At 68.1% G+C, this 17,937-nt stretch carries 20 protein-coding genes, 1 tRNA gene and 1 other RNA gene; 16 read left to right on the forward strand and 6 right to left on the reverse strand.

Annotated features, from left to right (window positions below):
* The first annotated feature begins 23 nt into the window (after positions 1 to 23).
* The 4 genes from G567_RS0113060 to G567_RS0113075 are packed head-to-tail and all read left to right on the forward strand — an operon-like array spanning position 24 to position 5,641.
* The gene (locus G567_RS0113060; protein WP_261763848.1) at positions 24 to 1,127 is read left to right on the forward strand and encodes a restriction endonuclease subunit S; all 1,104 of its coding nucleotides are present in this window, start codon (positions 24 to 26) and stop codon (positions 1,125 to 1,127) included.
* Positions 1,124 to 1,849 (forward strand): TIGR02391 family protein, encoded by a 726-nt coding sequence (locus G567_RS28585; protein ID WP_037057085.1) that lies wholly within the window; start codon positions 1,124 to 1,126, stop codon positions 1,847 to 1,849. Before G567_RS0113060 ends, G567_RS28585 begins: the two co-directional genes overlap by 4 nt.
* Positions 1,846 to 4,932 (forward strand): type I restriction endonuclease subunit R, encoded by a 3,087-nt coding sequence (locus tag G567_RS0113070; RefSeq protein WP_028930350.1) that lies wholly within the window; start codon positions 1,846 to 1,848, stop codon positions 4,930 to 4,932. Before G567_RS28585 ends, G567_RS0113070 begins: the two co-directional genes overlap by 4 nt.
* Positions 4,919 to 5,641 carry a M48 family metallopeptidase gene (locus tag G567_RS0113075; protein WP_028930351.1) on the forward strand — a complete coding sequence of 241 codons (723 nt, stop codon included), beginning with the start codon at positions 4,919 to 4,921 and terminating at the stop codon, positions 5,639 to 5,641. Before G567_RS0113070 ends, G567_RS0113075 begins: the two co-directional genes overlap by 14 nt.
* A gap of 120 nt (positions 5,642 to 5,761) precedes the next feature.
* Here G567_RS0113075 and G567_RS0113080 read toward each other — a convergent pair whose 3' ends face one another.
* The gene (locus tag G567_RS0113080) at positions 5,762 to 7,012 is read right to left on the reverse strand and encodes an NsdA family TPR-like regulatory protein (protein WP_028930352.1); all 1,251 of its coding nucleotides are present in this window, start codon (positions 7,010 to 7,012) and stop codon (positions 5,762 to 5,764) included.
* Positions 7,013 to 7,249: 237 nt separating this feature from the next.
* Between G567_RS0113080 and G567_RS0113085 the strand changes: the two genes are divergently transcribed.
* From G567_RS0113085 to G567_RS0113135, 11 genes are all read left to right on the forward strand, one after another.
* Entirely contained in the window at positions 7,250 to 7,588 is a 339-nt protein-coding gene (locus G567_RS0113085; protein ID WP_028930353.1) for a hypothetical protein, read from the forward strand.
* Positions 7,589 to 7,629: 41 nt separating this feature from the next.
* Positions 7,630 to 7,968: a hypothetical protein gene (locus G567_RS0113090; protein ID WP_028930354.1), complete on the forward strand. Its 339-nt coding sequence runs from the start codon at positions 7,630 to 7,632 to the stop codon at positions 7,966 to 7,968.
* A gap of 133 nt (positions 7,969 to 8,101) precedes the next feature.
* Positions 8,102 to 8,908 carry a hypothetical protein gene (locus G567_RS32075; RefSeq protein ID WP_147201086.1) on the forward strand — a complete coding sequence of 269 codons (807 nt, stop codon included), beginning with the start codon at positions 8,102 to 8,104 and terminating at the stop codon, positions 8,906 to 8,908.
* Positions 8,909 to 9,008: 100 nt separating this feature from the next.
* Positions 9,009 to 9,845, forward strand: coding sequence for an FtsK/SpoIIIE domain-containing protein (locus G567_RS0113100; protein WP_037057090.1), 837 nt, complete (start codon positions 9,009 to 9,011; stop codon positions 9,843 to 9,845).
* A gap of 78 nt (positions 9,846 to 9,923) precedes the next feature.
* Positions 9,924 to 10,115, forward strand: coding sequence for a hypothetical protein (locus G567_RS0113105; protein ID WP_028930356.1), 192 nt, complete (start codon positions 9,924 to 9,926; stop codon positions 10,113 to 10,115).
* Positions 10,112 to 10,366 (forward strand): hypothetical protein, encoded by a 255-nt coding sequence (locus G567_RS0113110; protein ID WP_028930357.1) that lies wholly within the window; start codon positions 10,112 to 10,114, stop codon positions 10,364 to 10,366. Before G567_RS0113105 ends, G567_RS0113110 begins: the two co-directional genes overlap by 4 nt.
* 89 nt (positions 10,367 to 10,455) lie before the next feature.
* Positions 10,456 to 10,800 carry a hypothetical protein gene (locus G567_RS0113115; RefSeq protein WP_028930358.1) on the forward strand — a complete coding sequence of 115 codons (345 nt, stop codon included), beginning with the start codon at positions 10,456 to 10,458 and terminating at the stop codon, positions 10,798 to 10,800.
* An 8-nt stretch (positions 10,801 to 10,808) separates the two neighbouring features.
* Positions 10,809 to 11,126 (forward strand): hypothetical protein, encoded by a 318-nt coding sequence (locus G567_RS0113120; RefSeq protein WP_028930359.1) that lies wholly within the window; start codon positions 10,809 to 10,811, stop codon positions 11,124 to 11,126.
* Positions 11,123 to 12,598 (forward strand): replication initiator, encoded by a 1,476-nt coding sequence (locus G567_RS0113125; protein WP_037057096.1) that lies wholly within the window; start codon positions 11,123 to 11,125, stop codon positions 12,596 to 12,598. Before G567_RS0113120 ends, G567_RS0113125 begins: the two co-directional genes overlap by 4 nt.
* Positions 12,599 to 12,627: 29 nt before the next feature.
* On the forward strand, positions 12,628 to 12,813 hold the full coding sequence (locus G567_RS0113130) for a helix-turn-helix domain-containing protein (RefSeq protein WP_028930361.1): 186 nt from the start codon (positions 12,628 to 12,630) through the stop codon (positions 12,811 to 12,813).
* Entirely contained in the window at positions 12,810 to 13,943 is a 1,134-nt protein-coding gene (locus G567_RS0113135) for a tyrosine-type recombinase/integrase (RefSeq protein WP_028930362.1), read from the forward strand. Before G567_RS0113130 ends, G567_RS0113135 begins: the two co-directional genes overlap by 4 nt.
* A gap of 76 nt (positions 13,944 to 14,019) precedes the next feature.
* Here G567_RS0113135 and G567_RS0113140 read toward each other — a convergent pair.
* The 4 genes from G567_RS0113140 to G567_RS28600 form a co-directional block, all read right to left on the reverse strand.
* Positions 14,020 to 14,092 (reverse strand) — tRNA-Ala (locus G567_RS0113140).
* Positions 14,093 to 14,199: 107 nt separating this feature from the next.
* Positions 14,200 to 14,964 carry a DsbA family protein gene (locus tag G567_RS0113145; protein WP_028930363.1) on the reverse strand — a complete coding sequence of 255 codons (765 nt, stop codon included), beginning with the start codon at positions 14,962 to 14,964 and terminating at the stop codon, positions 14,200 to 14,202.
* Position 14,965: 1 nt separating this feature from the next.
* Positions 14,966 to 15,469 (reverse strand): MauE/DoxX family redox-associated membrane protein, encoded by a 504-nt coding sequence (locus tag G567_RS28595; RefSeq protein ID WP_037057099.1) that lies wholly within the window; start codon positions 15,467 to 15,469, stop codon positions 14,966 to 14,968.
* A gap of 51 nt (positions 15,470 to 15,520) precedes the next feature.
* Positions 15,521 to 16,828: an MFS transporter gene (locus tag G567_RS28600; protein ID WP_307724145.1), complete on the reverse strand. Its 1,308-nt coding sequence runs from the start codon at positions 16,826 to 16,828 to the stop codon at positions 15,521 to 15,523.
* A gap of 229 nt (positions 16,829 to 17,057) precedes the next feature.
* On the opposite strand from G567_RS28600, the gene G567_RS0113160 reads away from it, so the two are divergent.
* The gene (locus tag G567_RS0113160; RefSeq protein ID WP_028930364.1) at positions 17,058 to 17,372 is read left to right on the forward strand and encodes a hypothetical protein; all 315 of its coding nucleotides are present in this window, start codon (positions 17,058 to 17,060) and stop codon (positions 17,370 to 17,372) included.
* A 148-nt stretch (positions 17,373 to 17,520) separates the two neighbouring features.
* On the opposite strand, the gene ssrA is transcribed toward G567_RS0113160, so the two are convergent.
* Positions 17,521 to 17,892: a transfer-messenger RNA gene (gene ssrA / locus G567_RS33215) on the reverse strand.
* Positions 17,893 to 17,937 lie beyond the last annotated feature (45 nt).

A 17,937-nucleotide genomic window follows, 5' to 3' on the forward strand; every position in this document is an offset into this window, starting at 1 on the left:
GTTGGTTCAGCGACACCAGCGATGTGGGGTGGGTTCGTATCGCTGACCTGGGCCGTTCCGATGGGCTCGTACTCAGATCTACGACGCAGTGGCTCGCGCCTGACGGCATCACACGCAGCAGGCTTCTCCCGCCAGGAACGTTGATCATGAGCATCGCCGCCACGGTGGGTGTTCCGATCGTCACCGGTATTCGTGCGTGCATTCATGACGGCTTCGTCGCAATCCAGAACTTGCGTGGGCTCGACCAAACCTACCTCCTCTACACCTTGAGGTCGCTACAGAGCGAACTACGATCAGCCGGCCAAACGGGTTCGCAGCAGAATGTCAATACGGATATCGTCAAGGGCCTACAAATCCCGATGCCACCGATAGAGGAGCAGAGGGCGATCGCAGCTGCGCTCCTTGACATCGACCACCTGATTGGTGCGCTCGAGCGTACGATCGCCAAGAAGCAAGCGATCAAGAAGGGCATGATGCAGCAGTTGATGACGGGCAGGACTCGGCTGCCCGGATTCACAGATCCGTGGGAGGTCGTAACGCTTGGTGACCTCGGAGTCTTTCTGAAGGGCCGAGGTATCAAGCGTGACGATGTGCGCCAGTCTGGCATACCTTGTATCCGTTATGGCGAGCTCTACACAGACTTCGTCAACTACACCGATACTGCACGTTCATTCGTCAGCCCGGACATCGCGGCTACCGCCTTGCCCCTTCACTCGGGAGATCTCATGTTCGCGGGCTCTGGCGAGACGCGTGAGGAGATCGGCACGTGCGTGGCCTACATAGGCGAGGAACCGGCGGTAGCTGGCGGCGACATTGTGGTATTTCGCGGGAGCTTCAACCCTATCTATCTCGCGACCCTCGCAAATACTCCCGCAGTGTCGACGCAAAAAGCTCGCGCAGGTCAGGGCGATGCCATCGTGCACATCAATAGCCGTGCACTGGCTTCGGTAAGCATCGAACTTCCTCCACGACATGAGCAGGATGCGATCGCTGAGGTGCTGGTGGATGCTGACAATGTGATCAGTGCTCTCCGTAGCCGCCTTAACAAGGCCAAGTCCATCAAGCAAGGCACGATGCAGCAGCTTCTCACTGGGCGGACGCGCCTTCCTCTGGAGGTTGCGTCGTGAATGCGGAGTGGGCGATTACGGAACTGGATCGATTTATCGAAGCGACGTCTCTGACACATGTACCTCCGCCATCTGGAGTTGTCAGCGCCGGAACATACAGAACACAGCAGCCTGATGTCGAGATAGCGAAGATGGCGCATGTTGTGGAACAGATTCTCGACCGCTCTGTCGTAGGTTGGACGGCGCTGGATGTGAGTCTGAGGCGCAGTCGTTGGGCAAGACATCGCGAGGCGGCAATCAGAGGACGCGAGGCGATCGCCCGGGAAGACGAGATACGTGAAAACCTTGGCGAGAACGCACCTGAGTTATCCGCCGCGCGTCTGCATCCATGGGTCTGGGGTGGCGCCAAGTCTCTGTGGCAATCCGGCCACTATCGGGAAGCCGTTGAGGGGGCGATCAAGAAGCTGAATGCCGAGACCCAGAACAAGGTCGGGCGGCGCGATGTTAGCGAGACCGACCTGTTCAAGCAGGCATTCACTCTTGATGCTCCGACCGCAGGTAAGACTCGTCTCCGCCGGATAAGGCCGGAGGCAAGTGATACCTACAAGTCGATTCAGCGTGGCGCGATGACCTTCGCCGAAGGCGTGTTCGCGGGTATCCGCAATCCCCTCAGCCACGAGGCAGATCAGGAGCTCTCCGAGCAAGAGGCGTTGGAGTACCTTGCAGCACTCAGCGTGCTTGCGCGCTGGGTTGATGCCTCGGACGTGGAGACTTCCTCATGAGCAATGTAGGACAGATCGAGCGCTTGGCTCAGGACCGCGTGGTCACGCTGTTCCGTGACCAGCTCGGTTACGAGTACCTGGGCAATTGGGAGTACCGCGAGAACAACTCGAACGTTGAGGTCGAGTTGTTGGCGCAGAACCTGCGCGTCCGCGGCTACGACGACACTTTGATCACCAAGGCCATCGACAAGCTCAAGAGCGACGCCTCGCTCGGCGGCGGCCGCGACTTGTACGAAGCCAACCGCGACGTCTACGGCCTGCTGCGCTACGGCGTGAAGGTCAAACCCGGCGTCGGCGAGCAGACCGAGACGGTTTGGCTCATCGACTGGGCGCACCCCGAGGCCAACCACTTCGCCCTCGCTGAGGAAGTCACCGTCCTCGGCCAGCACCCGAAGCGCCCCGACGTCGTGCTGTACGTCAACGGCATCGCCTTCGTCACGCTGGAACTCAAGCGCTCCAAGGTGGCCGTCTCCGAAGGCATACGCCAGACCATCGGCAACCAGCGGCCGGAGTTCATCCGCCCGTTCTTCACGACCGTCCAGCTTGTGCTCGCCGGGAATGACGTCGAGGGGCTGCGCTACGGCGTCATCGACACACCGGAGAAGTACTGGCTGGCCTGGCCCGAGCCGTCGGACATCACCAACCCGCTCGATCGGGCGCTGATCCAGCTGTGCGCGAAGGCCCGGCTGCTCGAGCTCGTCCACGACTTCATGGTCTTCGACGCCGGCGTCAAGAAGACCTGCCGGCACAACCAGTACTTCGGCGTCAAGGCGGCCCAGGAACGCATCACCCGGCGAGAGGGCGGCATCATTTGGCACACCCAAGGCTCAGGCAAGTCGCTCACCATGGTCTGGCTCGCCAAGTGGATCCGCGAGCAGCAGACCGACCCGCGCGTGCTGCTCATCACCGACCGCACCGAGCTCGACGAGCAGATCGAGCAGGTGTTCAGCGGCGTAAACGAGGCCATCTACCGCACGACGAGCGGCACCGACCTGCTCGCCACGCTCAACCGCTCCGACGAGTGGCTCGTCTGCTCACTCATCCACAAGTTCCGCGGCTCTGACGACGAGGTGGCGCGTGACGCCGCCGAGGGCGACTACATCAAGGAGCTGCAAGCGAGCGTGTCGAAGGACTTCCGGGCCAAGGGCAATCTCTTCGTCTTTGTCGACGAGGCCCACCGCACCCAGTCCGGCAAGCTGCATGACGCCATGAAGCAGCTGCTACCCGGCGCCATGTTCATCGGCTTCACCGGCACGCCGCTGCTCAAGGCGGACAAGACGACGAGCATCGAGACCTTCGGCCGCTTCATCCACACCTACAAGTTCGACGAGGCCGTCGCCGACGGCGTCGTGCTCGACCTGCGCTACGAAGCCCGCACCATCGACCAGGAGCTGACCTCACCCGCCAAGGTTGACCTGTGGTTCGAGGCCAAGACCAAGGGCATGACCGACTTGTCCCGCGCCGAGCTCAAGAAGCGCTGGGGCACCATGCAGAAGGTCGTCAGCTCCGAGCCGCGCGCCCGGCAGATCGTCGACGACATCCTGCTCGACATGGAGACCAAGCCGCGGCTGTCTGACGGCCGCGGCAACGCCCTGCTCGTTGGGCAGAGCATCTACCAGGCCTGCAAGTTCTACGAGCTGTTCTGCCAGGCCGGTTTCAAGGGCAAGTGCGCCATCGTCACCTCATACGCGCCGCAGGCCGGCGACATCGCCAAGGAGGACGCCGGCGCGGGCGCCACCGAGAAGCTGCGCCAGTACGAGATCTACCGCCAGATGCTCGCCGACCACTTCAACGAGCCGGCCGACCAGGCCATGGCCAAGGTCGACGAGTTCGAGCGCCAGGTCAAGGAGCGCTTCGTCAAGCACCCGGGCCAGATGCGGCTGCTCATCGTCGTCGACAAGCTGCTGACTGGCTTCGATGCCCCGTCCGCGACGTACCTCTACATCGATAAGCCGATGCGCGATCACGGCCTGTTCCAGGCCATCTGCCGCATCAACCGGCTCGACGGTGAGGACAAGGATTACGGCTACATCGTCGACTACCGCGATCTGTTCAACTCGCTCGAATCCGCCATCATCGACTACACCAGCGGAGCGCTCGACGGCTACGAGAAGGCTGACATCGAGGGCTTGCTGTCCGACCGCATCGACAGGGCCCGCGAGGACCTCGACGAAGCCCTCGAGACCATCCGAGCACTCTGCGAGCCGGTCGCGCCGCCGAAGGACACCCTGCAATACCAGGAGTACTTCTGCGCCGTGGAACCTGGCAACGCCGAGCAACTCAAGACCAACGAGCCGAAGCGCGTCGAACTGTACAAGGCGGTCGCCGCGGTCACCCGCGCCTACGGCAACCTTGCCAACGACATGACCGCCGCCGGCTACGGTGAGGCCGAGGCAGCAGCCATCAAGACGGAGATCGCCCACTACGCGAACGTTCGCGACGAGGTGAAGCTCGGCGCCGGCGAAGACATCGACTTCAAGCAGTACGAGGCCGGCATGCGCCACCTGCTCGACACCTACATCAGCGCCAAGCCATCGGAAACCATCACCAACTTCGAGGACGCCGGGCTCATCGATCTCATCGTGCAACTCGGCACCGGTGCGATCGACAAGCTCCCGGCGGGAATCAAGCGGGACCCCGAGGCGGTCGCCGCGACGATCACCAACAACATGCGCAAAGTGATCATCGACGAGCACGCCCTGAACCCCAAGTACTACGACAAGATGTCCAAACTGCTCGACGCCATCCTCGAGGAACGGCGCCAGGGAGCGCTCGACTACCAGGTCTACATCGCCAAATTGCTGGGGCACGCCCAGAAGCTCGGCAAGGGTGAGTCCGATACGGCCTATCCAGCCTGGGCGGACACCGGCGCCCGCCGGGCTCTCATTGACTTCTTCCACCCGTTGGTCGAGCTCGCTGTCGAGATCGACACCACCATCCTCCATACCAAGCCGGACTCCTGGGTTGGCAACCCGATGAAGGAGAAGAAGGTTAAGCGCGCCCTGGCTCAGGCGTTGCCACCGGATTTCGATCGCCTCGACGAGCTCTTCGACCTCCTGAAGGCCCGCCATGAGTACCGCTAGTGCTTACCTGACGGTCCGCGGCATCGACGTTGACGTCGTCTACAAGAACATCAAGAACCTACACATCGGGGTCTACCCACCGCTTGGGCGGGTCCGGGTGGCGGCGCCGCAGCGGCTGAATGATGACGATGTCCGCCTGGCCGTCATCCAGCGACTGCCCTGGATCAAGCAGCAACGGGAGCAGCTGCGGTCGGCCGAGCGTCAGTCGGCACGCGAGATGGTGACCGGCGAGTCCCACTACGTCTGGGGTCGGCGGCACCGTCTCAAGGTGATTGAGCGGCCGGGCGGCGCCCACGTCGAGGTCGACGGCGAGCGTCTGTTGCTATACGTGCCCCCAGGCATGGATCGGAATGGCCGCCTGGCTGTCCTACAACGCTCGCAGCGCGCGCAGCTTCGCAGGCGAATTCCTGAACTGCTTGCCCGCTGGGAGCCCGCCGTCGGCCGCCCAGTGCCCAAGTGGAGCATTAGGCGGATGAAGACCAAGTGGGGCTCGTGCAACCGAGAGTCCGGCCACATCTGGTTCAACCTCGAGCTCGCCACGAAACATCCTGACTGCCTCGAGTACATCGCCGTCCACGAGATGACGCACCTGCTCGAGCGCAGCCACGGCGAGCGATTCACATCGCTCATGGATCAGCTGCTTCCCGACTGGCGCGTGCGGCGCGACCAGCTCAACGCTGCACCGCTTGCAGAGGAAGAGTGGACATAGGAGGGACAAGCAAGGGAGCACTTGCTGGGCGGTCAAGTCAGGGTCTGACGCTGCGCTTATGGGATCACACTGTGGCTGGAGTGACCGTGTCATAGCTGCTCAGTTTCGGTGCCTGCAGGCTCAGGCTGCGCCGCGGGCTGCCTCGACGAGGGCGTCGTGGAACTCGGCGGCTTCGGGTTCGGCCCCGTAGCGCTGGCGCAGGACCTCGTCCAACTCCTTGCCGATCATCAGGAGCGAGGGCTGGGACCTGCGCTCGATGGCCAGCGCCTCCTGGCCGTGGGCGGCGGCCTGGGCCAGATCGCCGCGGCGGGCGGCCACCACCCCGAGGGTGAGCCGGGCCTCGGCGTTGCGCATCGGGGCATTCGAGGTCCCGTCCGCGTTGGTGGTCTTGCGAATGATCTCGCGGGCGTGCATGTCGGCGAGCTTGTCGTCGCCGATGAGCCGGTAGCAGTCCATCGCGTAGAAGTCGAACTTGTCCGGGTCCACGACGAAGTGGTTGTCCGGGCGCTCGGGGTAGGGCAGCGAGTCCAGCAGCACCCGGCCCTTCTCCAGGGCGCGTACGACGTTGCGCTGGTTGCCCATCCGCGCCCACGCCTTGGCCTCCTGGCCGAGCAGCTGCACGGCGACCGACCGGCCGGGGGCCGCGTCCTGGCCGGCCTGTGCCGCGGCGATGACCTCCCGGAAGCGGCCGTGGGTGAGGGCGAACCAGGCGCGCATCTCGTGGGCCCACGCCACGACCGAGTTGTTGTCGGCCTCCTTGCCCAGCTCCAGCGCGGCCACCCGGGTGGCCTCGGCGGTGCGGGCCTGGCCGGTGTCGTACTCCAGGCAGCCGACGAGCAGGGTCAGCCAGCCGGCCGCGTCGAGGACGTCGCGGTGCTGGGCGAGGGTCAGCCGCTGGTCGAGCAGCCCGGTGAGGCGGGTCAGCCACTCCCGGCTCTCGGTGATCAGGCTGAACGGGTCACGGCTGGCGTAGTCGCAGCACAGCTGCTCCACCGTCAGGGCGAGGGCGTCGAGCGTGTGGTCGGTGACCGAGGACTGCCGGATGCGCTGGACGAGTTCGTGGGTGTCCATGCCGCTGCGGCCGATGAGCAGCTCGTCGGTGGTGCCGCGCCGACCAGTCGGCGGCCGGTCCTCACCGAAGATGGACTCGACGACGGTGCCGAAGGTGGCCGCAATCAACGGCCGGTAGAACTCATCCGGCCGGTTCCGGCCGCGCTCCCAGCGCTTCCACTGGTCGAGCAGGCCCTCCGGGAGCGGGACCTCGGCGAAGGTCCGCATCGCCGCCACGACATCGGACTGCGACCAGTCTCGCGCGAGGCGCTCCTGACGCAGCCGCTCTGCCCATGCCGGACGCTCCTGATCCTCAGCCACACGGCGAGGGTACCGAGTCGATCGGACCCGACCGGGTGACTTGCCGAAGCCGGTCACCGGTGCGGCCACCGAACGGCCGGCGATTGGTTCACAGATGTGAAGTGGGGGCAGGCGTGCCCCCACCGGCTGCCCCCATTACTGCCTCTGCTCTCCCGTGTGACTCCGAACGATGCTGAAGACACTCGTCCATCCGGACGCGTTTCCTGCAAGTTGATCCGCTGAAGGAGCACAGCAGTCATGGATCTCATTCTCGACACCTCCGACGTGAAGTTTCAGGTGAGCGGTGAGTTCGAACCGCGCCTGGACAAGGACGGTGTGCAGCGTCGCGACAAGAGCGGCGGCACGAACCTGCCCCTGTATGCCGTGAAGCTCGTTGCCTGGTTCGACGCGGACGCGGAGACGATTCTGGTCACGGTGGCGATCGCAGATCCGCCGAAGGTGAGCCAGGGTCAATACGTGACCGTAGAGCGTCTGCAGGCGATGCCGTGGGTGCAGAACGGCAACTCCCGGGTGGCGTTTCGTGCCAAGTCCGTGGTCCCGATGAGCGGATCCGGTTCGGGTTCCAAGTCGGCCTGATCGCCGAGCAACCGACCAATCATCGTTGAAGGGAGTTCGGCATGTCCGAGTCCAACGGTAAGCCGGTGACCATCGTCCCGCAGCATCAGGAGGACGACTACGAGAGCCGATACCGGCCCATGGCCAGCCGGAAGAAGGTGCACGAGCAGATCGAGAGTTCGCTTCGTGAGATCGTGCACAGCGCCGCGTATGAGGCGAGCCAGTTCGTTTCACTGGTCTACTGCGATCGGAAGAAGGACGTCGCGGTCCGCTACGGGCACCTGGTCGATGCCATCGAGAGTTTCGAGCTCGCGATGATCTACCTCGGCATGCTGAAGCAGGTGCTGTCGCACCGCATGCGCGTCGAGGACGAGCAGAACCTCGGAGATCCGCCCTTCTGACGAAGGGCTCTTCGACCGCCGATCGGCAAGGGTGGACACGGGACCGGCAGTTGTCCCGACCGGTTGATCCGGCCCCGCGTCCTCCTCTGTCGCTACATCGCCCTATCGAGCATGAGCGAGAGGAATCGTCATCATGGCACGTCGCCGAAGCCCCGGCGTGGGCAGCCGGCGCGGCTCCCAGCTGGGATTCGTGGAGTTGTTCACTCGTCCCGAGCAGCACCCGCTGATGCGTGTGCTCGGGTTCCTGGTCCGCTACCGCGCGGAACTGACCGTCACCACCGTGCTGGTGACCGTGGCCCTCGTGCTCCGTGCGGAGCTGGGTCCCGACCTCGCGATGATCACCCTGGCGGGCACGACGCTGATCGTGTTCGCGGTCCCGGCGTCCCGCCGGTACGTCCTGCGCCGGTCCTGGTGCGTGTACACCCGGCACCGTATCCGGACCTGCTTCGTGCAGACCGGCACGATGACCTACGACGGCCGTATGCCGTTCCTGCTGTGGTCACGGCCCTCCGAAGTCGGAGAACGCGTCCGAGTCTGGCTCCCCGCCGGGCTGTCGGTCAAGGACCTCGATCAGATCACCGATCGCCTCGCCGTGTCCTGCTGGGCACAGGAGGCCCGCGTCGAACCCTGCCGCCGGCAAGCGGCCCTCGCCGTGGTGGAGATCGTCCGCCGCGACCCGCTCGCCACCGGCGACAGTGTCGCACCCGCGGTCCTGGACGGCGTCAGCGTCAACATCCACGACACCGGCGCCGAGATCGCCGCCGTGGTGCCCCTGCCGAACCGGGCCGACCTGGTTCCTGTCCCGGCAGGCACCGACCGCACCCCGCCGGCCGCCGCGCGACCGGCACGACCGAAGCACACCGGCACGACTGCCAGCTCGGAGGGCACCGACACCCGCGTCACCGGGTTCGGCGGGGTCGACGTCAGCGACTACGTCTGACCTGGCCCTGCACGACGCCGACGGCCCGGGAGCGCCTGCTCGTGTCCCGGGTCCCGGCCACTCACGGAGACCAACCACATGCCCGAAGGAATGATCAGCGATGTTCCTGCCCGCCGCACGGCGCCGACGGCCCCGCCCGTCCCGCCCTGACGCGTTCTCGATCTACGACCCGGTCCACTTCGGCATCGACGAGAACGGTCAGGCGGTCACCGTCACCCTGATGTACCGCAACCTGCTCACCGGCGGCGAACCCGGCTCCGGGAAGTCGTCCCTGCTCAACACGATCATCGCCCACGCCGCGTTGTCGACGGATTGCCGACTGTGGCTGTTCGACGGCAAGGTCGTCGAACTCGGGCTGTGGCGCTCGGTCGCCGACGTGTTCGTCGGCAACGCCATCACCGACGCCCTCGATCGGCTCCGCGAACTCCAGGCGGAGATGGACACCCGCTACCGGCTGCTCGACGTCGCCGGCCGCCGCAAGATCCTGCGGTCCGACGGGCTTGACGTGATCCTCTGCGTCATCGACGAACTCGCCTACTACTCGGTCACCATCGGCACCCCGGCCGAACAGGACGAGTTCAAGACCCTCGTCCGCGACCTCGTCGCCCGGGGACGCGCCGCCGGCATCATCGTCATCGCTGCCACCCAGCGCCCGTCTGCCGACATCATTCCCACCTCGCTGCGGGACCTGTTCGGTTTCCGCGTCGCCTTCCGCTGCACCACCGACTCGTCCTCGGACATCATCTTGTCCGTCGGCTGGGCCAAGGACGGCTATTCCGCCAAGAACATCCGACCCGAAGATCGCGGGGTCGGCTGGCTGCTCGCCGAGGGTGGAATCCCCCGCCGGTTCAAGGCCGCCTATCTCGATGACGGCGCCATCCGCGCCCTAATCGCCACCGCACTACTCATCCGCGGAGGCAACGGCGCCGCTGGTTAGCGGTCTACCGCTTTTTATCCGGCACGAACACGAATTCGGGATAGCCGCCGCTATTCCGAACACAGGAGGAGTCTGCCCATGAACACCCTGCTCATCGTCACCCTCGGCATCCTCGTGATCGGTGCTCTGCTCGTCAGGCTCGTGTCCCGGCTCGCCGGCGTCGAGACCTACACGATCAGCGCCGCCGACTTCGCCGATGACGCCGGCGCCCTCCCGGCCGACACGTCCGTGTCATACACAGCCGCCCCCAGCCCGGGCACGCGGTCATGACCGCCGGGCAACGCCGGTACGCCGAGAAGATCGCCATCCGGCTCGCCGTTGAGATCCTCACCGGCCAGCGGCACCACGGCCATCACAGCTACCTCATCGCGGCCCGCTACCTCGGTTCCTGCCACGGCCCGCACAAGCGCGACGTGCTCACCAGCCTCGTCCGGCTGCTCGCCCTGCAGCACCCGGGCCGCTACCGGCCCACCGGAACCATCCGGCGCGCGCTCGCCCTCACGGACCCGAACACCCGTTGACGGTGACCCTCATCCCTGGCATCTCATCTGCGATTTGCCGGGGGTGTTGGTGAACGCCAACGGACCTCCCGACAGAAACGGAGAGACCCATGACCGCCACCCTCGACCACCCGGCGCCGGCCACGTTCCCGGCGACCGGCCGGACCGTGACCGCCCGCGACGAGCCGATCTACCTGCGCGCCGAGACCTACACCCTCACCGCCCGCCAGATCGTGCTTGTCCTCGCCGCACACCTGGCCCGCTACGGCGACACCCTCGGCGGCCGCGTCGTCGATCCCCTCTGCGCGGTCGATGCGGTCATGCGGTTCGACGGGGCCGACCTCACCTGCTGGACCGCCGGGCGCACGCCCGCCGACGTCGCCACCGTCCTGGCCCGCGCCGAGCACATCGCCCGGGACTACTTCGGCCACCACTTCCCCGCGATCCCCTGGTGAGACCGCCGATGAACGACCGCGACCAGAAGCCCGACGAACCCGACGTCGTCGGCATGCTGCGTGCCCATCCCGGCGATCAGTCCGCGCTGCTCGCCCCGGACCTCGCACGCACCGCCGACCCCCACGCCTACCGCGCTCCGGGCTACGTCAACCTCGGCGTCGCCCTCACCGGCGGGCATGTCCTGCTCGTCGCCCGCTCGGTCCTGCAGCTGCCGCGCCCCCTCGAGGTCGCGCTCTCCCCGGCGGCCGCCGACGAACTCGGCCACGCGCTGTGTGCGCACGCCCGATACACCGACCCGGCCCTCGTTTGCCGCGCAGCGGCATGACCGCAGCCGCCCCGACACCCGCGCTCCGGTCCGGGCACGAACGGACGCTGCTGCGCCGCGCGGGCTCCCCGGGTCTCGGCCGCTGGCTCGCCCACACCGCCAGCACCCGCGGCTGCGTGCGCCCGGTCCGGCTGACCGGCTCCGTGCACACCGTCGAACGCGCCACCGGCCGCGTCGTCGAGACCCGCCACACCCACACCATGCCCGACGGGGTCCTCTACGCCCCCTGCGGCGACCGCCGCGCCAGCGTGTGCCCGCCGTGCGCGGAGACCTACCGCGCCGACACCTTCCAGCTCATCAAGGCCGGCCTGGTCGGCGGCAAGGGCGTGCCCGCCTCCGTATCGGCCCATCCGGCGGTGTTCGCCACCGCGACCGCGCCGTCCTTCGGCCCGGTCCACACCCGGGTCGCGAACCGCACGACCGGCAAGGTGCGGCCCTGCCACATGCGCCGCGACATCCGCCGCTGCCCGCACGGCAAGCCGCTGGTCTGCACCCAGCGTCACACCGAACACGCCCCCTGCCTGGGCCGCCCGCTCTGCCTGGACTGCTACGACCACGCCCACCACGTCGTGTGGAACGGCTGGGCCGGCGAACTCTGGCGCCGCACCATGATTGCCCTCGCCCGGTCACTGCGGCCCCTGGAACGCCGCCACGGCGTCAAGCTCCGCGTCTCCTACGGCAAGGTCGCCGAGTACCAGCGCCGCGGCGTCGTGCACTTCCACGCCCTGCTGCGCCTCGACCAGATCGATCCCGCCGACCCGGATGCCATACTCCCCCCACCGGCCGAGATCACCGCCGACCACCTCGCCGAACTCGTCGCCGCCGCGGTCGCCAACACCGGATTCCGCACGCCGGACTACGCCGACACCGGCCACTCCTGGCCCATCCACTGGGGCCCGCAGCTCGACGTCCGCCCGGTCGCCCACCTCGGCACTGGCGAGATCACCCCCGAAGCCGTGGCCGGCTACCTGGCCAAGTACGCCACCAAGGCCACCGAGCCCACCGGGCTCCCGCTCACCGGCCGGATGACCGCCGAGACCGCCGAGTACTACAGCGACGGCGACACCCACCTCGGCCGACTGGTCGCCTACGCCTGGCAGCTCGGCGCCCGCCCCCGCGAGTACACCACCGACCAGCAGAAACGCGACTGGCACGACACCTACGGCCGGCTCCGACGCTGGACCCACATGCTCGGGTTCGGCGGGCATTTCGCTACCAAGTCCCGCCGCTACTCCACCACCCACAAGGCCCTGCGGGCCGCCCGCCGCACCTGGCGCCGCACCCAACAGGCCGAATGGCGTGCCCGCCACGGCCTGGATCACCACGACGAGGAGACCACCCTCATCGTCTGCGATCTCACCCTCGCCGGCATCGGCTGGCCCACCACCGCCGACGCCCAGCTCGCCGCCGGCGCCGCCGCCCGCGCCCGCGAGCACCGCCAGCGCATCAAGGAAGAACGCGCCACCGCATAGCCAGCCCACCGTATGGAAGGAGAACCACCATGGACCGCGTCCTGCTGACCGCCGAGGAGGCCGCCGAGGCACTCCACGTCGGCCGCTGCACGGTCTACGACCTGATCCGCACCGGCCAGCTCCAGTCCTTCAAGATCGGCAAACTGCGGCGCGTCCCGGTCGACGCGGTGCGCGAGTTCGCCCGCCGCATGCTCGAAGACAGCGACGTCGCATGAGCCGCAACGCCAACGGCGAGGGCAGCGTCTGGCACCGGAAGGACGGCCGCTGGTGCGCGGCCGCCTACCTGCCTGTCGTCACCGGCGGCCGCCGCCGGGTCGTGGTCTACGGCAAGACTCGCCAGGAGGCCCGCGCCAAGCTCCGGGAGCTGCTCGACAAGGCCGAGCGCCAGGTGCCGGCCACCCCGGCCGGCCTGTCCGTGGGCGAGTACCTCGCCGAGTGGCTGACCCACATACGCCAGCACGTGCGCCCCAGCACCTGGGCCGGCTACGAGAGCAACGTCCGGCTGCACCTGGTCCCGCGCATCGGGAAACGCAAGCTCGCCCGGCTCACCGTGCGCGACGTCCGGCTCATGGTCGACGCCATGCGCGCCGACGGGATGAACCCGCGCTCCATCCAGTACGCCCACGCCACCCTGCGCTCCGCGCTCGAACATGCCTGCCGCGAGGAGCTGGTCTCCCGCAACGTCGCCCGGCTCGTCCGCATCCAGACCCCCACCCCGCTCAAGCCGCGCGAACCGCTGTCGGCTGCGGAGGCCCGCAAGCTGCTGGCCGCCACCCGCGGGCAGCCCCTCGACGCGCTCTGGGCGCTCCTGCTCATGCTCGGTCTGCGCCGCAGCGAGGCCTGCGCGCTGCGCTGGGACGACATCGACTTCGCCGCCCGCACCCTGCGCATCGCCAGGAGCGTCCAACGGGTCGACGGCCGGCTCCGCGAGCTGCCCACCAAGACCCGCCGCAGCAACCGCACCGTGCATCTGCCGCCCCGCTGCCTCTACGCGCTGGCCGAGCACCACCGCCGGCTCCAGGAACTCCACGGCAGTGGGCCCGGCCGGCCCTGGCCGCCCACCGGCTACGTCTTCGGCACCCGCTGGGGCACCCCGCTGGAACCGCGCAATCTCACCCGCATGTTCGGCCGGCTCTGCGACGAGCATGGCATTCGCCGCGTCCCGCTCCACGGGCTGCGCCACACCTGCGTCTCGCTGCTGCTCGCGCTGGGCATCCACCCGCGGGTGGTCATGGAGATCGTCGGCCACAGCGCCATCGAGATGACCATGAACGTCTACGGGCACGTCAACCTGGAAACTCAGCGCGCCGCGCTCGACCACCTCGACGAACAGCTCTCCGACTGAGCCCGTTGCTATCAAACGTCGCTATCAGGCAGATTTGGGCGATCTTGCCACCAGGCGAAATACCTGGCCTGAAGGGTGGAGCTGAGGGGATTCGAACCCCTGACCCCTTGACTGCCAGTCAAGTGCGCTACCAGCTGCGCCACAGCCCCTTACGATAAGAGAACCGTACACGGTCCGTTCGGGGGCCCCGCAACCGGGTGGTTCATCCGCGACCAGCGGGCGGGCGAGCGACGATGCAGCTCGCCCGCCTGCCCGGTCAGCCCTGGCCGAGAGCCTCCTTGAGCCAGTCGCGGTTACCCAGATCGATCTTCTGGCCGTTGATGGCGACGGTGGGGGTCCCGAACTGCCCGTCGGTCTGCAGCGCCGGGTTGGCGGCCGCCTCGTTGGTCGCCGCGGTGATGGCGCCGGCGTGCCGGTTGCTGGTGACGCACTCCTGCCAGTCACCCGTGGCGCCCAGCGCGTTCCCCTTCTCGACCAGCTGCGCGGCGGTGAAGCCGGGCCCGCCCTCGGCGGGCTGGGTGTCGAAGAGCTCCTTGTGGAACGCGGGCCAGATACCCGCGGGCACCGCGCACATGCCGGCGTTCGCGGCAAGGGTCGAGTAACCGGGCGGGTTGCTGAACCGGTCCAGGATCGAGGTCGAGTGGTAGTTGACCTTGATCTTGCCCTCGTTGAGCGCCGTGGCGAGCTGCGGACCGTAGGTGGTCTCGAAGCGCTCGCAGACCGGGCACAGGTAGTCCTCGTAGACGTCGATGGTGATCGGCGCGTTCGCCTGGCCCGCCGCCACGGCCGTGCCGTCCAGCGCGACGGGGTAGTTGGCCGCAACCGGCTCGGTGGACGTGCGGCTGAGCCACACCCCGACGCCAACGGCCACCGCGACCACCACGACGATCGCGACGAGGATGATCGAGGTGCGGTTGGTTCCGGCCAGCCCGCTCTTCTTCGGCGTGATGCCGGCTGCGGCCAGGCGCTGCCTGGCCGCCTCCTGGCGTCGCTGCCTCTCGTTCCGCGAGGCTCCGCCCACGTCAGTCCCTTCCTTCCCCCGACCGGGCCACCGGCCGGGACTCAAGCCGCTCGTCGATCGAGAGCAGGGTGCGCGGCCGGACCAGAAGCCAGCCCGCGAGCACGAGGAACCCGGCGTCGCGCAGCAGCTCGACGCCGTACGCGGTCTCACCGGGGGCGACCTGGCCGCCGCCGCCGAAACAGCCGCAGTCGATCGACAGCCCGCGCACCCAGGCCTGGGTCACGCCGGCGATGAACACCAGAAGCAGCAGCGCCGAGAGCCCCGCGACCAGCCGGGTCCCGACGCCGAGGAGCAGCAGCACACCGAAAGCGATCTCCAGCCACGGAAGCACCTCGGCCACGACCCCGACCAACTCGGTCGGCAGCACGTCGTAGGCGCGCACGGCGACATAGGTCTGGTCCGGGTCGAGCGCCTTGAGCGTGCCGGAGACCAGCCAGACGGCCGCAAGCCCGAGCCGGGCCAACGTCCCGATGATGTCGAGTACCTGCCCGGACCCCTGCTTCACGCGTTCAGCCTATCGACGCTTGCTGAGCGCCCTTCCGCGAGCGGGCTCATCTCAGGACGACGGGTCGGTGTCGCGGCCGCGGGAACCCGGGACGGTCAGGCCGTCGCTGACGGCGGCGGCCGCGGAGGCGTCGACGGCCGCCGAGGAGCGGCCGGGCAGCGTCTCCGGTGCGCGCAACCAGAACAGCAGCGCCAGCGCCGACACCGCGCCGGTCAGCACGAACGCCGCCGCGAACCCGCTCGTCTCGGCCACGGCGCCGGCGAGCACCGGGCCGAGGATCGCGCCGACGTCGGCGGCCATCTGGAACCCCGCCAGCACCGTCCCGCCGCGGGCCTTCGAGCCGATCACGTCGGCAACGGCCGCGGTCATCGGCGGGTTCACCAGGCCGCTACCGGCCCCGCACACCAGCGAAACGGCGAGAAACAGCGGAAGCGATCCGATCAGGCCGAGCACCCCGGTGCCCAGTGCCGTCACCACCAGCCCGGCCATCACCGGTGGCCGTCGACCGTGCCGGTCGGCGAGCCTGCCGGAGACCATCAGCGCGGCGGCGTTCCCGACCGCGAACACGGCGAGCGCGTACCCGGCCCAGTCCTCCCGCTGGTGCAGGATCTCGACGACGAACAGCGGCACGAGCGCGACCCGCACCCCGAACACCGTCCAGCCGTTGGCGAAGCTGGCCGCGAGCGCGGCCCGGAAGGTCGGATGCTTCCATGCGACGCGGAAGGTCGCCGCCGGGGCCGCATCCGGATCGCTCGCGGGCGACCCCCCGGTCCGGCCGCGGAGCATCAGCCCGGACAGGACCAGCGCGACGACCAGCGCGACCGTGTACACGTAGAACGGCGCCCTGAGGCTGATGGTGATGAGCACCCCGCCGACCAGCGGGCCCGCGATGTTGCCGAGCAGGAAGCCGGTGGCCCACATGCCGGATGCCCGGCCCCGGGCCGCCGGTGGCGCGAGCCGGACGAGCAGCGAGATCGCCGAGACCGTGAACATCGTCGAGCCGATGCCGCCGAACGCCCGGAAGAACAGCAGCTGCCAATAGTTCGCGGCGAACGCGCAGGCGCCGGTGGAGAGCGTCGAGATGCACAGCCCCACCACATAGACGCGCAGCTCGCCGAACCGGCCGACCAGCCGTCCGCTGACCGGTGCGAACCCCAGCCGGAACACCGCGAACAGGCTGATCACGAACGACGCCGCCGTGACGCCGACGTCGAAGCTGCGGGCGAACGCGGGCAGCGCGGGAGCGACCAGGCCGAACCCGATCGCGATCACGAACGCCGCACCGACCAGCACCCAGATCTCCCGGGGCATTCCTGTCGGTGCGGCGGTGCGCGTGCCCGGGCCTTCGTCGACGGCCACTCACGTCCTCCTCGTCCGCTCCGTTAGCAACGCTACGGGACTTCGGACCGTCACGATGCGACGCCTGGGGGTTCTCCCGCCTCAGGTGGTCGGGTCGGCCCCGGCGAACGTAGGGAGAGCATGCTGGTCCGGGGCGCCGGCCGCGGCGCAGTCTTTGCACCGTCCAACGAGACCACCGGTCTCGGTCCGAGAACCAGCCATCCCGTCGCCCGGAGAGCCAGACACCGCCATGACCGTCATCGCCCTGCCCACCGCGGGCCGGATCGGCGCCGGCCCGCACACTGCCACCGACCTCGCCGGCCGGATGGAGTCGCGCCAGCACGCGACGAGCGCCGCCGGGCTGGTCCACGACGCCACCGCGCCGCTGCTCGCCGCGCTGGAGGGCGCTGTCTCCGCAGCCGCCGCTCGGGGCATCAACGACACCGGCGCCCGCAGGACCGCCGATGCGCTACGGGAGGCTCGCATCGCACTCGACTTCGCCATCATCGCCGCCGGTCGCGCCCTCGCCGACCGAGAGGTGCCCGTCCGGCCTCTGACCGGCTGAGAGGATCGGGGGTGGCGAGCTCGCCACCCCGGGCGTCACGACGGCCGCCGCGGGCGATAACGGACCGCAGCCCCCTCCTCCGGGAGGAGGCTGCGACCGATCTTGCTCGAGGGGCCTCCTCATCGGCTCCGTTCGAGTACGCCACCACTGGTGGAGGTGCCGGGAATCGAACCCGGGTCCTCCGTCGCGTCACAAGGGCTTCTCCGTGCGCAGTCCGCGTCGCCTCTACTCGGACCCACCGGTCATGCGAACCTGCCGGTGTGACGATCCCAGTCGCTGTGTGATGTCCCGTGCAGCCCCGCGACCGAGCCGCACGGTCAGTTCCCTAGCTGATGCCGGTTACCGGGTCGGGAACGCTCCCGGGCCGACAGCGACGCTCCTGCCTCAGGCGGCGAGGGCGTACGCAGTGCGCTTATCAGCGGCACTTATTTTTTTGCGACGCGTGGTTAACGAGGTCATCGTCGCCTTCCTCGGCACGCTTCCCCTTGCTCAACATCCGGAGTCGAAACCGTTCACCCCCTTGACCCGCCCGGCCTGGGCAGGACGTCGAGTATAACGCCCAGGG

It is taken from the genome of Pseudonocardia asaccharolytica DSM 44247 = NBRC 16224, assembly GCF_000423625.1.
In the GTDB taxonomy this organism is placed as follows: Bacteria; Actinomycetota; Actinomycetes; order Mycobacteriales; family Pseudonocardiaceae; genus Pseudonocardia; species Pseudonocardia asaccharolytica.

What these genes read in the sequence shown, in the direction of transcription:
- G567_RS0113125 (WP_037057096.1), top strand. Translation starts at nt 11,123, where the DNA reads ATGACCGCAGCCGCCCCGACACCCGCGCTCCGGTCCGGGCACGAACGG.
- G567_RS0113160 (WP_028930364.1), top strand. Translation starts at nt 17,058, where the DNA reads ATGACCGTCATCGCCCTGCCCACCGCGGGCCGGATCGGCGCCGGCCCG.
- G567_RS0113100 (WP_037057090.1), top strand. Translation starts at nt 9,009, where the DNA reads ATGTTCCTGCCCGCCGCACGGCGCCGACGGCCCCGCCCGTCCCGCCCT.
- G567_RS0113115 (WP_028930358.1), top strand. Translation starts at nt 10,456, where the DNA reads ATGACCGCCACCCTCGACCACCCGGCGCCGGCCACGTTCCCGGCGACC.
- G567_RS0113075 (WP_028930351.1), top strand. Translation starts at nt 4,919, where the DNA reads ATGAGTACCGCTAGTGCTTACCTGACGGTCCGCGGCATCGACGTTGAC.
- G567_RS0113110 (WP_028930357.1), top strand. Translation starts at nt 10,112, where the DNA reads ATGACCGCCGGGCAACGCCGGTACGCCGAGAAGATCGCCATCCGGCTC.
- G567_RS0113090 (WP_028930354.1), top strand. Translation starts at nt 7,630, where the DNA reads ATGTCCGAGTCCAACGGTAAGCCGGTGACCATCGTCCCGCAGCATCAG.
- G567_RS0113070 (WP_028930350.1), top strand. Translation starts at nt 1,846, where the DNA reads ATGAGCAATGTAGGACAGATCGAGCGCTTGGCTCAGGACCGCGTGGTC.
- G567_RS0113085 (WP_028930353.1), top strand. Translation starts at nt 7,250, where the DNA reads ATGGATCTCATTCTCGACACCTCCGACGTGAAGTTTCAGGTGAGCGGT.
- G567_RS32075 (WP_147201086.1), top strand. Translation starts at nt 8,102, where the DNA reads ATGGCACGTCGCCGAAGCCCCGGCGTGGGCAGCCGGCGCGGCTCCCAG.
- G567_RS0113105 (WP_028930356.1), top strand. Translation starts at nt 9,924, where the DNA reads ATGAACACCCTGCTCATCGTCACCCTCGGCATCCTCGTGATCGGTGCT.
- G567_RS0113135 (WP_028930362.1), top strand. Translation starts at nt 12,810, where the DNA reads ATGAGCCGCAACGCCAACGGCGAGGGCAGCGTCTGGCACCGGAAGGAC.
- G567_RS0113130 (WP_028930361.1), top strand. Translation starts at nt 12,628, where the DNA reads ATGGACCGCGTCCTGCTGACCGCCGAGGAGGCCGCCGAGGCACTCCAC.
- G567_RS0113120 (WP_028930359.1), top strand. Translation starts at nt 10,809, where the DNA reads ATGAACGACCGCGACCAGAAGCCCGACGAACCCGACGTCGTCGGCATG.